This is a genomic window from Janthinobacterium sp. Mn2066, assembly GCF_049319705.1.
Taxonomy (GTDB): domain Bacteria; phylum Pseudomonadota; class Gammaproteobacteria; order Burkholderiales; family Burkholderiaceae_D; genus Janthinobacterium.
Window position 1 is genome coordinate 141837 of record NZ_JBMOUF010000002.1, and the last position, 13461, is coordinate 155297.

General features: G+C 61.1%; 12 protein-coding genes. 7 read left to right on the forward strand and 5 right to left on the reverse strand.

The window, feature by feature from the left end:
• Nucleotides 1–120: 120 nt before the first annotated feature.
• Nucleotides 121–1527 carry an HD-GYP domain-containing protein gene (locus tag ACL9RI_RS03965; protein ID WP_422725280.1) on the forward strand — a complete coding sequence of 469 codons (1407 nt, stop codon included), beginning with the start codon at nucleotides 121–123 and terminating at the stop codon, nucleotides 1525–1527.
• A gap of 4 nt (nucleotides 1528–1531) precedes the next feature.
• On the opposite strand, the gene ACL9RI_RS03970 is transcribed toward ACL9RI_RS03965, so the two are convergent.
• The 3 genes from ACL9RI_RS03970 to ACL9RI_RS03980 all read right to left on the reverse strand — a co-directional run bounded on the left by ACL9RI_RS03970 (nucleotide 1532) and on the right by ACL9RI_RS03980 (nucleotide 2898).
• Entirely contained in the window at nucleotides 1532–1744 is a 213-nt protein-coding gene (locus ACL9RI_RS03970; RefSeq protein WP_422725281.1) for a hypothetical protein, read from the reverse strand.
• 53 nt (nucleotides 1745–1797) lie between these two features.
• Complete coding sequence (locus ACL9RI_RS03975) at nucleotides 1798–2313, reverse strand: DUF2939 domain-containing protein (RefSeq protein ID WP_422725282.1); 516 nt, start codon at nucleotides 2311–2313, stop codon at nucleotides 1798–1800.
• Between the two features lie 141 nt (nucleotides 2314–2454).
• Nucleotides 2455–2898 carry a DUF2939 domain-containing protein gene (locus ACL9RI_RS03980; protein ID WP_422725283.1) on the reverse strand — a complete coding sequence of 148 codons (444 nt, stop codon included), beginning with the start codon at nucleotides 2896–2898 and terminating at the stop codon, nucleotides 2455–2457.
• A gap of 117 nt (nucleotides 2899–3015) precedes the next feature.
• Between ACL9RI_RS03980 and ACL9RI_RS03985 the strand changes: the two genes are divergently transcribed.
• Complete coding sequence (locus ACL9RI_RS03985) at nucleotides 3016–3852, forward strand: hypothetical protein (protein WP_422725284.1); 837 nt, start codon at nucleotides 3016–3018, stop codon at nucleotides 3850–3852.
• Nucleotides 3853–3891: 39 nt separating this feature from the next.
• Entirely contained in the window at nucleotides 3892–6099 is a 2208-nt protein-coding gene (locus tag ACL9RI_RS03990) for an acylase (RefSeq protein WP_422725285.1), read from the forward strand.
• A gap of 58 nt (nucleotides 6100–6157) precedes the next feature.
• On the opposite strand, the gene ACL9RI_RS03995 is transcribed toward ACL9RI_RS03990, so the two are convergent.
• Together ACL9RI_RS03995 and ACL9RI_RS04000 are read right to left on the reverse strand one after the other, a co-directional pair.
• Nucleotides 6158–7339, reverse strand: a complete 1182-nt coding sequence (locus ACL9RI_RS03995; RefSeq protein WP_300759672.1) for a trans-sulfuration enzyme family protein — start codon at nucleotides 7337–7339, stop codon at nucleotides 6158–6160.
• Nucleotides 7336–8727 (reverse strand): pyridoxal-phosphate dependent enzyme, encoded by a 1392-nt coding sequence (locus tag ACL9RI_RS04000; protein WP_422725286.1) that lies wholly within the window; start codon nucleotides 8725–8727, stop codon nucleotides 7336–7338. Before ACL9RI_RS04000 ends, ACL9RI_RS03995 begins: the two co-directional genes overlap by 4 nt.
• Before the next feature lie 318 nt (nucleotides 8728–9045).
• Between ACL9RI_RS04000 and ACL9RI_RS04005 the strand changes: the two genes are divergently transcribed.
• From ACL9RI_RS04005 to ACL9RI_RS04020, 4 genes are all read left to right on the forward strand, one after another.
• Nucleotides 9046–9597: a thymidine kinase gene (locus ACL9RI_RS04005; RefSeq protein ID WP_422725287.1), complete on the forward strand. Its 552-nt coding sequence runs from the start codon at nucleotides 9046–9048 to the stop codon at nucleotides 9595–9597.
• 388 nt (nucleotides 9598–9985) lie between these two features.
• Nucleotides 9986–11725: an outer membrane beta-barrel protein gene (locus tag ACL9RI_RS04010; protein ID WP_422725288.1), complete on the forward strand. Its 1740-nt coding sequence runs from the start codon at nucleotides 9986–9988 to the stop codon at nucleotides 11723–11725.
• Nucleotides 11726–11823: 98 nt separating this feature from the next.
• Nucleotides 11824–12054, forward strand: a complete 231-nt coding sequence (locus ACL9RI_RS04015; RefSeq protein ID WP_422725289.1) for a hypothetical protein — start codon at nucleotides 11824–11826, stop codon at nucleotides 12052–12054.
• Between the two features lie 276 nt (nucleotides 12055–12330).
• Entirely contained in the window at nucleotides 12331–13416 is a 1086-nt protein-coding gene (locus ACL9RI_RS04020; RefSeq protein WP_422725290.1) for an efflux RND transporter periplasmic adaptor subunit, read from the forward strand.
• Nucleotides 13417–13461: the final 45 nt, after the last annotated feature.

Here is a 13461-nt window from a genome sequence, read left to right on the forward strand (position 1 = left end):
GGCATGGGGCGCATGCCATGCCTGGCATCATTACTGGAATTTAACTATTTCTTCCGTCTCCGCTTCCGGCGTATCGCGTAGAATACAAACCATTACATATTGGAAATTTATATTTCTGCAATGACAACGTCGCCTACATCGCCACGCGCTGCCCCCGCTGGATCTGCCGCCACCAGCATCCGCCTGTCCGAACTGATCGCCGCCTTGAGCCAGGCGCTCGACATCACCGAGGGGCAACCTGAAGGACACTGCATCCGCTGCTGCTGGATCGGCATGCACGTGGGCCGCGAGATCGGCATGCCGGACGAGCAGTTGTGGAACCTGTATTACACCTTGCTGCTCAAGGACCTGGGCTGCAGCAGCAATGCGGCGCGCATCTGCGAGCTGTATTTGACGGACGACCTGGCTTTCAAGCAGGATTTCAAGACGGTGGGCGACAGCCTGCCGCAGGTATTGAAGTTCGTGCTCAAGCACACTGGGCTGAAGGCGGGCCTGGCCGAACGTTTCCGCGCCGTCATGACGATCTTGCGCGACGGCCCGCAGATTGCGCAGGACCTGATCGCCACGCGCTGCCAGCGCGGCGCCGACATCGCCCGCCTGCTGCGTTTTCCCGAAGAAGTGGCGGCCGGCATCTACAGCCTCGACGAGCATTTCAACGGGCAGGGCAAGCCGGAGAAGCTGGCCGGCGAGGCGATTCCCCTGTTTGCGCGCATCGCCCTGATGGCGCAGGTGATCGACGTTTTTCATACGGCCGATGGCGCGCGGGCGGCGCGTGCCGAGGTGCGCCAGCGTGCCGGCAGCTGGTTCGACCCGCAACTGGTGCAGGCGTTCGAGCGGGTGGCCGGCTCAGGCGCCTTCTGGTCCATGCTGCGCTCGCAAGAGATAGGCGCGGCCGTGGCGGCGCTGGAGCCGGCCAACAAGGTGGTGCCTGTCGATGAGGATTACCTGGATGATATCGCCGAAGCGTTCGGCCAGGTGGTCGATTCGAAAAGCCCGTACACCAGCGGCCATAGCGCCCGCGTGGCGCTGTACACGGACATGATTGCCGAAGCCATGGGTGTGTCGCCCGAGCGGCGGCGCTGGCTCAAGCGGGGCGCCTTGCTGCACGACGTGGGCAAACTCGGTGTCAGCAACAGCGTGCTGGACAAGGCAGGCAAGCTCGATACGGAAGAATGGCAAGCCGTGCAATTGCACGCCCAGTACACGGAAACGATTTTGTCGCGCATCGCTGCCTTTGCCGAACTGGCCATCGTGGCCGCGGCCCACCATGAGCGGCTCGATGGCAAGGGTTATCCGCGCGGCTTGACGGCCGACGGCATCAGCCTGGAAACGCGCATCATCACCACCGCCGATATTTTTGACGCCATCACGGCCGACCGTCCCTACCGCGGCCCGATTCCAATCCCGAAAGCGCTCGACATCATGGCCGGGACGGTGGGCACGGCCATCGATGCCGAATGTTTCGAGGCGCTCAAGGCGGCGCTGGCCCGCTTGCCGGAACTAGGCCAGCAGTCGCTGGCTGCATGATCGTTCAGATAGGAAACGCGCCCGCGCCCGACACGTTCAGGCTGGCGACCTTGTCGCTGGAAAAGTATTTGATTTGCCCCAGGCCGATGGCGTAAGCGCCGTCGCTGAGCGGCGTGATGGGACCCGTCAATTTTTCACCATTGACCAGGGTCACGACCCAGGGCGTGGTGGCCGATTTGCCCGCGTGGGCCAGTGCTTGTTGTACCAGGTCCGACATACTGCCTCCGTTGATAGATTGATGTCTGCATCATAGCAGGAGGGCAAACGTGCTTACGCATCGCTCAGCAGGTTTTTCGGCAGCGCGACCGATGTCAGTTTCCAGCGCCACAGGCCGTCACGCGTGAGGGTCAGTTCGCCGATGCGGCTCTTGCTGTGGGCGCGCTGGACCACCACGCTGTCCCACGCCGTGTAATGCAGCGCGTAGTCGGCCTGGCCGTTGCGCTGCCGGCCACTGACATCGCTGACCTTGGAGGCCGGGCTTTCATAACGCGCGTTCAGTTGCACCAGCGAGATCAGCCCTTCGGGCATGAGCATGGTGTCGAGCAGGGGAGCGATGACGGTCGGGCTGATATCGGCCGCTACTTCGGGCGCCGCAAACAGGGCGTGCAGTTGCTGCTCCAGGCTGCCGCGCAGCAGGGGCAGGTCGATATGCGTGGACAATTCCGCGCTGTCTTGCGCCTTGATGGCGGCGCGTATCTGCTGCATGGCGAGATAGGGGCTGGCAAAGAACAGGCCGGCCAGCGCGAACACTGCCATCATCGCAAAAAAGATGCCTCTTTTCATCATGCTACCTCTTGAAAAGCTGGCGCCCAGATGCGCCGCAAATCTTGGCATCTTACAGATTATTGCCTCAAAACAATATAGAATTTTAGGCAATTATTGCCGCAGATCAAATATCTGGCCTTCAGATTTGCTTTCCTGGCAAGGCTAGAGTAGTTTCGCAGGCAGGGTGACGGCGATCAGTTTCCAGTCCCACACGCCGTGCCGTTGCAGCACGAACTGGCTCGCATCCTGGCCGCCGTCGCGGCGCAGCACCACTTGCTTCCATGAGCGGTACGCCATGCCGAAGTCGTGGCGCTTGCCGTCCGCGCCTTCCTTGCCGCGCATGATCAGCGCCGTCAGGCCCGGTGGCGAGACGATGGTGTCGACCATGGCGGCCAGTTCTTCGGCATCGTGGACGTGGCCGCCCGCCTGCAATTGCTGCCTCACCGAGGCCCGCACGGCAGCCAGGTCGGCTTGCTGTTCCAGTCCCGCCATCCTGACGGACCTGGCGGCCATGCTGATGCGGTACATGGCAATATACGGGCTGACCCAGGTAAAGCCGATGGCGGCAACGCAAAAAATGGCGGCGACGGCGTGTTTTCTTTTCATGGTCTCTGATGTTGAAAGATCTATCTCTGTTTGCCGTGATTTTACCCGGCCAGCGCCATCAGATGGTGTAGCATGCGTGCCGGTGCGGACCATCGCACCGCAATATTGAGGACAACCATGAATATCACTATCAATGCCGTGCTGCAGGCTTATATCGATCCGCTCACCGACAGCGAATACGCGGCGCTCGAGCGCAGCCTGCTGAACGAAGGCTGCCGCGACGCGCTGGTGCTGTGGAACGATGTGCTGATCGACGGGCACAATCGCTACGCCATCTGCCGCAAGCACGACATTCCCTTCAAGACCATCCAGAACACCAGCTTCGAATCGATCGACGACGTGATGCTGTGGATGATCGACAATCACCTGGCGCGGCGCAGCGTGTCGGACTTCCAGCGCGGCGTGCTGGCCTTGCGCAAGAAGGAAATCGTCGCTGCGCGCAGCCCTGCGCCCGCCAGCGCCGTCGATGCGCCCGAGGGTGAAAGCCTGCCGAAACCGGCCCTGAGCACGCGCGAAGAAGTGGCCAAGGTGGCGCGCCTGAGCAGCAACCAGATCAGCCAGATCGAAAAGATCCAGAAGGCGGCCACGCCGGAACTGGTGGAGGCGGTCCGTTCGGGCACGATTTCCATCAACGCGGCCGCCACCGTGGCGTCCTTGCCGCAGGCCGAGCAGGTGGCCGCCGTTGCCGGCGGCAAGAAGTTATTGCGCCAGGCGGCCAAGGAAATCCGCGAACAGCGTGCCGCGACCCGTCCGCCACGCGAGCCGAAAGTGCCTGTATCTCAGGATACGCCGGAAACGGGCAATGAACTGTGGGCCGAGAATGCAGCGCAAACGCCATCTGAAGTGGAGCGCCTGCGCGGCGAGATCGCCAGCCTGAAACAGCGTAACGCGCAGCTGCAGGCGGAAAATGCGGAGCTGAACCAGCGCATCGCTGCGCTGATCGACGCGTCCTGACGATGTGACCCGACGATGTGACCTGAAAGGGAGTATTGCATGCCAGCTCGAAGTGTCTTGTTTGCCGCCATCGCCTGCGGCGTCGTTGCCAGTGTCCCTGCGCTGGCCGTTCCCGCCGTTGCTGCGGCCGAGATGGCGCGCTGGCAGGCGCAGGCCGCCAATGTCAGCATCGCGCGCGATACCTGGGGCGTGCCGCACGTGACGGGCAAGAGCGATGCGGATGCCGTGTTTGGCCTGATGTATGCGCAGGCGGAAGACGATTTTCCCCGTATCGAACGCAATTACATCAACGCCATGGGACGGCTGGCGGAAGTGGAGGGCGAGCAGGAACTGTATCGCGACCTGCGCATGAAGCTCTTCATCAATCCCGGGAACTTGCAGGCGCAGTACCGCGCCAGTCCGCCCTGGCTGCAAAAGTTGATGACGGCGTTTGCCGATGGCCTCAATTTTTACCTGGCCACCCACCCGCAGGTCAAGCCGCGATTGATCACGCATTTCGAGCCATGGATGGCCCTCAGTTTCAGCGAAGGCAGCATCGGCGGCGATATCGAATCGGTCGACCTGGCCCGGCTCGAGTCGTTTTATGGCCAGCCGTCCAAGCCGGCCACCATCGCGCTGGCCAGCGTGGAGACTGGCCTCGATCCCGAGCCAAGCGGCTCGAACGGCTTCGCCATCGCGCCCGCCATCACGCAAAATGGCCACGCACTGCTGATGATCAATCCGCATACCTCGTTCTACTTCCGCCCCGAAGTGCAGGTCACCAGCGGCGAAGGCCTGAATGCATATGGCGCCGTCACCTGGGGCCAGTTCTTTGTCTACCAGGGTTTCAACGAGCGCCTGGGCTGGATGCATACGTCGGGCGGCGGCGACGTCATCGACGAGTACCTGGAAAGCGTCGTCGGGAAGGACGGCGCCTGGTTCTACCGCTACGACGGCGCCTTGCGGCCCTTGAAGGCCGTGCCGATCAGTTTGCCCTACAGGCTGGCCGGCGGTGGCATGGGCACGAAAACCATCACCGTGTACTACAGCCACCATGGCCCCATCGTGCGCGCGCAGGATGGCAAATGGGTGGCCGTGCGCCTGATGAACGAACCGTTGAAAGCCTTGACCCAATCGTACACGCGCACCAAGGCGCGCGACTATGCGGCGTTTTACAAGACCATGGAGCTGCGCACCAATTCATCGAACAATACGGTATACGCGGATGCGGATGGCAATATCGCCTATTTCCACGGCAATTTCATTCCCGTGCGCGATCCGCGTTTCAACTGGAAGCAGCCGGTCGACGGCAGCTACCCGGCCACCGAATGGAAAGGTTTGCATACGGTGGCGCAAACCATCACCCTGTTCAATCCGAAGAATGGCTGGATACAGAACACCAATAACTGGCCGTTTTCAGCGGCCGGGGCCAACAGCCCGCGCCAGCAGGACTATCCGGCCTATATGTCCGTGTATGGCGAAAACGCGCGCGGCCTGCATGCCGTGAAGGTCTTCCAGAACAGGACTGGCTTTACGCTCGACAGCCTGATCGCCGCTGCCTACGACAGCGAACTGACGGCGTTCGAATCGCTGCTGCCGCCGCTGTTCGCGGCCTGGGATGCGTTGCCAGCCGATGATGCGCAAAAGCTGGCGCTGGCCGGCAAGATCGCGCTGCTGCGGGACTGGGACTGGCACTATTCGCTCACGTCCACGGCCACCTCCTTGGCCGTCTTCTGGGGGCAGGAGCTGGCCGAACTGGCCGGCCCGCAGGCGCGCGGGCAGGGTGTGCCGGTGGTCGATGTCATGGCGACGAACCAGGTCAGTGCGCAGCAGCGGCTGGCCGCGCTGGCGACGGCGGCCGACAAGCTGCAGCGCGATTTCGGCAGCTGGCAAACGCCGTGGGGCGAGATCAACCGCTTCCAGCGCCTGACTGGTGACCTGGTGCAGCCATTCGATGATGCAAAGCCCAGCTTGGCCGTGCCTTATGCGTCGGGTAACTGGGGCGCGCTGGCCGCGTATGGCCAGAGCAGCAAGAGCAGCACGCGCAGGATCTATGGCGAACGCGGTAACAGCTTCGTGGCGGCAGTGGAGTTCGGCCCGCGCATCAGGGCCAAAAGCATCCTCGCGGGCGGCCAGAGCGGCGATCCCAAGTCGCCGCACTTCGACGACCAGGCGGCGATGTACGCGCGCGGGCAATTCAAGGACGTGCTGTTTTATCCGGAAGAGGTGGACCGGCACCTGGAGCGCAGGTACCGGCCAGGGGAGTGATGGCGCCAGCGCAGTGCCGGATCAGCGGCGGCATGCCGCGTCATCCGGTACTGTCAGTTTAAATCGCGTCGAGCGCCGTACGCAAATCGTGGCGCAGGTCTTCGATGTCTTCGATGCCGACCGACAGGCGGATCAAGCCGTCGCCGATGCCCAGCTTGGCGCGCTGTTCAGCCGGGATGCTGGCATGCGTCATCAGGGCCGGGTGCTCGATCAGACTTTCCACGCCGCCCAGGCTTTCCGCCAGCGCGAACACTTCGCAGCGTTCCAGGAAACGGCGAGCGCCGGCCAGGTCGGTGTCCAGGTCGATCGAGATGATGCCGCCGAAACCATCCATCTGGCGCTTGGCCAGCGCGTGTTGCGGGTGCGATTCCAGGCCTGGATAAAACACCTTGCGCACTTCCTTTTGCTGTTCCAGCCATTGCGCCAGCGCCAGGGCGCTCTGGCAGTGGCGCTGCATGCGGATGGCGAGGGTTTTCACGCCGCGCAGGGCCAGGAAGCTGTCGAACGGGCCGGCGATCGCGCCCACCGAATTTTGCAAGAAGCCCAGCTGCTCGCGCCATTCCGCCTGGCGTTCTTCGGCGCCCACGATGGCGATGCCGCCGATGATGTCCGAATGGCCGTTCAGGTACTTGGTGGTCGAATGGACCACGATATCGAAGCCATGTTCCAACGGGCGCTGCACCAGCGGGCTGGCGAAGGTATTGTCGGCCACGGCGATGATGCCCCGTTCGCGGCAGATGTCGGCAATCGCGCGCAGGTCGGCCAGTTTCAGCATCGGATTGGTCGGCGTTTCCACCCACACCATTTTGGTTTCAGGGCGGATCGCGGCCAGCAGGTTTTCCGGGTTGGTCAGATCGACATAGGTGAACTGGTGGCCGGCCGACCGGCGGCGCACGCGCTCGAACAGACGGTAGGTGCCGCCGTACATGTCGTCGCCGGCGATGATGTGCGCGCCCGCGTCCAGCAATTCGAGCACGCTGGAAATGGCCGCCAGGCCCGAGGCGAAGGCAAATGCTGCGCTGCCGCCTTCGAGGTCGGCCACGCAGCGCTCCAGCGCCCAGCGCGTGGGGTTGTGCGAGCGGCCATAGTCCAGGCCCTTGTGTACGCCCGGGCTTTCCTGCACGAAGGTGGAGGTGGCATAAATCGGCGGCATGATGGCGCCCGTCGAGGGATCGGGCGACTGGCCTGCATGGATGACGCGGGTAGCGAGTTGGCTCTTGCGGGAAGTTGGATTGCTCAAGATAGTGTCCTGCGTAAGTGGTTGAGTAGGTCGAAACGCGTGATCAGGCCATAGAATACGGCATCGTCGGCCACCACGGCAGTCAAGCCGCGGTCCAGGGTGGCGCGTAGCGCAGGCAATCCGGCGGATGGCGCCAGGGTTTCCAGCTGGGTGGTCATGGTGGCGCCCACCAGGGATGCAAAATGCGCGGCGTCGCCCGACACTTGCAGCAGCAGGTCCGATTCGTCGATGATACCGACCAGCTTGCCGTCGTCGATCACGGGCAGTTGCGCCAGGTCGCTCGAGCGCATGCGGTTGAACGCCGTCAGCAGGGTGTCGCCGGGTGCCACGCTGACCACGTCGCCTTCGTCGTAGCGGCGGCCGATCAGGTCGCGCAAGTCGCCCGATACTGCGCGCTGCAGCAGGCCCTGGTCGCGCATCCAGCCATCGTTATACACTTTCGACAGGTAGCGCGTGCCGGTGTCGCACACAAAGGTGACGACACGTTTTGGGGTGGTCTGTTCGCGGCAGTATTTCAGGGCGGCCGCCAGCAGCGTGCCGGTCGACGAGCCGCCCAGGATGCCTTCGGCGCGCAGCAGGGCGCGCGCCGAGTCAAAGCTTTCCTGGTCGCTGATGGTAAACGCGCGGCGCACGCCGTCCATGTCGGCGATCGAGGGAATAAAGTCTTCGCCGATGCCTTCCACTGCCCACGAACCGCTGGTGTCGGAGACCTTGCCCGACTCGATGTATTCGGTCAGGATGGAGCCTTGCGGGTCGGCCAGCACGAATTCCAGCTTCGGCTGCGCCTTGCGGAAAAAGCGCGTCAGGCCCGTCAGCGTGCCCGAGGACCCCACGCCGACCACGATGGCGTCCACGTCGTGGCCGCTTTGCTCCCAGATTTCAGGACCGGTAGTCGTTTCGTGCGCCAGCGGATTGGCCGGGTTGTTGAACTGGTCGGCGAAGAAGGCGCCTGGCAGTTCGCGCGCCAGGCGCGCCGCGTAATCCTGGTAATACTCCGGGTGGCCCTTGCCCACGTCCGAGCGCGTGGTATGCACTTCGGCGCCCAGCGCCTTTAAATGCAGCACTTTTTCAGTCGACATCTTGTCGGGTACGACCAGGATCACGCGGTAGCCCTTGATGCGGCCGACCAGAGCCAGGCCGATGCCGGTATTGCCGGCCGTCGCCTCGATGATCACACCACCAGGCTGCAGGCGGCCATCGGCTTCGGCCGCCTCGATGATGGACAGGCCGATGCGGTCCTTGATGGAGCCGCCCGGATTCTGCGATTCCAGTTTCAGGAACAGCTGGCACGGACCCGTGTCGAGCCGGGTCACTTCGACCAGCGGGGTGTTGCCGATCAGCTTGAAGAGTGCTGCCGGTTCGGCAGGGGAGGGCATTCGGTCATTCATGGTGGCTCCTGTCATCGAAACAGCCGCGCAGGATTGTGTCCCGGGCCGCTTTTCGCGCAAAAGGGCGGAGTGTAGGCGCGTCGGCAGATTGCGCGAACGAATGTTTATGTGCTTGCTTATACATTTTGTGCATATCAACTCACAGTGGATGCGCGGGTTTCGCCGTGCCAGTATGCACCGTTTTTGACGGCCTTGCCGCGCGCCTTGCGACGACTTCCGCGTGCAATTGCGCTGTCTCAAGCAGGCAATGCCCTTTATAATCACGCCTCAAAAACGCAGTAAACAATATTAAAATATTATTCAGACAGGGCGGCGACAGTGGCAAAACTTTATTTCCGGTATTCCGCGATGAACGCGGGCAAGTCGACGGCCTTGCTGCAGGTCGCGCACAATTATGAAGAGCAGGGCCAGCAGGTGCGTTTGTACACGGCCGCCATCGACAGCCGCTACGGCGTAGGCCGGGTCACTTCGCGGCTGGGGCCGCAGCGCCAGGTCGATATCTTCGATGCCGATACGGATTTCCTGGCCGAGATACCCAAAGTGGCTTGCTTGCTGATCGATGAAGCGCAATTCCTCACGACCCGACAGGTGCAGCAATTGCACCAGCTGGCGCAGGTCAAGGGCGTGCCCGTGATTTGCTACGGCTTGCGCACCGATTTCAAGGGCGAACCGTTTCCCGGTTCGGCCTACCTGCTGGCGCTGGCAGACGATATCGAAGAACTGAAAAACATCTGCACCTGCGGCAAGAAAGCCACCATGAATATCCGCGTGGACGAGCAGGGCCGCCGCATCCGCGAAGGCGAACAGATCAGTATCGGCGGCAACGAAGCTTACCGGCAGGCTTGCGGGCGGTGTTTTTATTCCAGATAACTGCTGTCTTCATTTCTTGTCAGGCTGACCCAGGCCCACCCGCGGGCCTGGGTACTACTTGCCGCCAGCTTCTGCTTTTTCCTTCCCATCCTGCTCACCCACACTTTTCCAACGTCAGAAATCCGCCTGCCTGACGCCGCACGACACATGTGAAATAGACCATATTTGGCCGATTTTCCTTGTTTTTGCTGCATTATTTTACGAAAAATTTACACATCGCCATTCTCTTTTTCTGATTTTTTTATACTCGAATCGCTAAGCTTTGTCTGTATTCCAACGCGTGTTCCAGCGTGTCCTGAACAGACATACGGAGCCTGAGCAGGCCCCGGGAATGCCCGGTAGAAATCGCTAAAAAAATCGGTTTTCAACATAAAAGGGAAGTAACAGTATGGCTAAGATCAACACCGTGGCTAAGATCAACACCGTGCCCAAGATCAACACTGTGCGCCACCAGCTTGCATTGGCATGCGCCAGTCTCGGATTGCTCGCAATGACGGCAGCGAACCCTGCGTTTGCGCAAGAGGCAGCTGGCAGCACGCCGGCAGCGACCGGTGGTGCGGCCGCAGGCAGTCCAGCAGGATCGGAAAACCTGTCCTTTGCAGACCGGTTTGTCAATACCTACAAGGATTACCTGAGCTGGAATGGCGATCCTGCGGATGCCGCACCCACCTGGCGCAAGGGCTATCAGCCACCGCCTGAATCGTCGCCACCGATGCCGTTTACGGGCTGGCCGCTGGGCGGCTCCGAAACCATCGGCTATGACAACACCTATTATGGCGCCTTGATGGACGCCATTTATAGCGGCCCGAATGGCCAGGCCTGGAAAGATAGCCGCGTCACCGTGTATGGCTGGATTAATCCTGGCATGAACCGCAGCTCTTCGCATACGGGCTACAACACGCAGAACGGTACCGGCGGCAATTTCCCGGCCGCTTATTCCTATGCACCCAACACCGTGCAGATGGACCAGGTCGCCTTGTACGTCGAGCGTACGCCAGACGTGGTGCAGACCGATCATTTCGACTGGGGTTTCCGCCTGGCAGGCGTGTGGGGCGCGGACGCCAAATATACGTTCTCGCGCGGCTTGTGGAGCAATCAATATACGAATTCGAATGGCAAGGTGGCCAAGAACGGCTATGACATTCCGATGGCGTATGTCGAAGGTTATTTCCCTGGCGTCGCCGACGGCATGAACGTGCGTGTCGGCCGTTATATTTCGATTCCCGATATCGAAGCCCAGCTGGCGCCAAACAACTATACCTACAGTCACTCGCTGTTGTATACCTACGATCCCTACACGCAAGAGGGTGTAGTGGCCACCATCAAACTCAACAAGAACTGGACCGTCCAGGGCGAAATTTCGGGCGGCAATGACGTGGCGCTCTGGTACCACCCGAAAGTGCCTGCCACCTACATCAATGGTGCTGGCAACACGGTGGCCAATCCGAATGCCGGCCAGAAAATCGGCGCGCAACTGACGCCTGCCGTCTGCGTGAACTGGACCTCGGATTCGGGCAATGACGCGCTCTATCCATGCATGAACGGTGGCACCGGCATTTCCAACAAGGGCAATTACGGCTGGAACAATGTGCAGCATGAAGTGCTGACCTGGTACCACAAGTTCAATGACAAATGGCATATGTCTACCGAGGGCTGGTATATGTATGAAAAAAATACGCCGAACATGCAAAACGCCGATGGCCAGGGCTTGTGGAACTCGTATTTTGCCGGCACCAATTCGGTCGGTGGCCCGTTTGGCGCCATGGGCGGCAGCGGCTGCGGTCCCAACGATGGCGTCACGTGCACCTCGAAAGAATGGGCGTTCGTGAACTACATCGTGTACCAGCCGACGGCACGCGATTTCATCACCCTGCGTTCCGAAATACTGGACGACGTGAATGGCCAGCGCACGGGCTTCCCGACCAAGTACACGGAGTTCCTGCTGGGCTGGAACCACTGGATCGGCAAGGCGATCACCATTCGCCCGGAGATCCGCTATGAACACGCTGGTCTGGCTGCCTACAACAATCCATGCCCGGTTGCCGGCACGGCTGGCTGCGGTGCGACCGTCACATCGGGATCGAAACACCAGGTCATGTTCGCCATGGATGCGGTGATCCACTTCTAAACTGGCTTGCAAGCTTGCCTGTCACACGCTGGCGCATGGTTACCGGACTATTGCGCCAGCATATTTTCCCTTCCCTAAACTTAACAGAGATCACTGACATGAAAAACCTGATTGTTTCCGCCCTGATCGCCGCCGGCAGCATGGCTCACGCCAGCCTGGCCATGGCGCAAGACACCCCCACCAAACCAGCCAAACAGCAAGTATTGCCACTCGACCATGGTCCGCACGCGCAAGTCACGCCGTGGGTCAACCAGCAAAAACGGCAACAGGCGGCAGTTGCCGCCGCAGCCGCAGAAAAGGCGAAACCGGCAGCCCAGGATAAAAGTTAAGAAGATGCCTACGGCAGCTTTTTTTTTGAGTTTGAAGCGCTAAAAATAGTGCCGGGCTTGCTGATAAGCCGGTATCCTGTCGCATACTTTCGGTTGCTTTTTTTCGCAGCTGTATTGCCTGGCAACTTGAGTCTTTGTTTGCATTGTCAACTTGGGTAGATCATGTTTGGAAATAAGAAATACGTGGCAATCGGCGCCACGGCTGGATGTGCGCTGCTGGCTGCCATTGCTGTGTCTGCGAGCAAGACTGAGCATGAAGTGACCAAGAGTCCATCATTGCCATCAGAAACGGCGGCGCCTGCCAAGGATGCACAGAACAGTGTCACCTTGACCGAGGTACAAGCCAAACAGATCAACATCGTCACCGCGCAGTCGGGCAACTTCACGCCACACAGCGAGGCCGTCGGTTATATCGATTTCAATCAAGACCGCACGGTGCCCGTGTTTGCGCCCTATCAGGGACGGGTGCGGCAAGTGTTTGCGAAGGCCGGCGACGATGTCAGGAAGGGCCAGCCACTGTTTTCCCTCGATAGTCCGGACCTGCTGCAGGCGGAATCGAACCTGGTGTCCACCGCCGGCCTGCTGGCCTTGAACAGCCGGGTGCTCGAGCGCGCAAAAAAGATGCTCGACGTGCAGGTCAGCGCCCAGAAAGATGTCGAGCAAGCCATGTCCGACCAGCAGACGGCCGATGGCAATTACCGCGCCGCGCGCGATGCCGTGCGCATCTTCGGCAAGTCCGAGACGCAGATCGACCAGATCGTCGCCAGCCGCAAGATCGATGGCGAGCTGACCGTCACCAGTCCGCTGCAGGGCCGGGTGACGGCGCGCAATGTCAGCGCCGGCTTGCTGCTGCAGCCAGGCACGGCGCCAGCGCCGTTTACGGTGGCCGACCTGTCGACCGTGTGGATGGTCGCCAATGTCTCCGAATACGATTTGCCGCAGCTCAAAGTGGGGCAGCAGGCCGAGGTCACGGTGATGGCTTACCCTGGACAGACTTTCAAGGGCGAAATCAGCAATATTGCTGTCGCGGTCGATCCCAATACCCATAAAGCAGCCGTGCGTGCCGAGATCAAGGATGCACAGCACCAGCTGCATCCGCAGATGCTGGCCACCTATGCGATTCATACGGGCGCCGCGCAGCACGCGATGGCGCTGCCCGTCAATAGCGTGGTGCGCGAAGGCGACGGCGGCATGACCGTGTTCGTCACGCAAGACGCCCGCACATTTACCCGGCGCCCGGTCACGCTGGGGCTGCAGCAAAATGGCTTGATGCAGATCACCGGTGGTCTCGCCGCCGGTGAAAAGGTTGCCGCAGACGGCGCCTTGTTCCTCAGCAATATGTTGTCCCTGCAATCGCGCTAGCGGCTCGCCGCCAGACACTATCTGCCTGCCACTCCCATCCTGCAT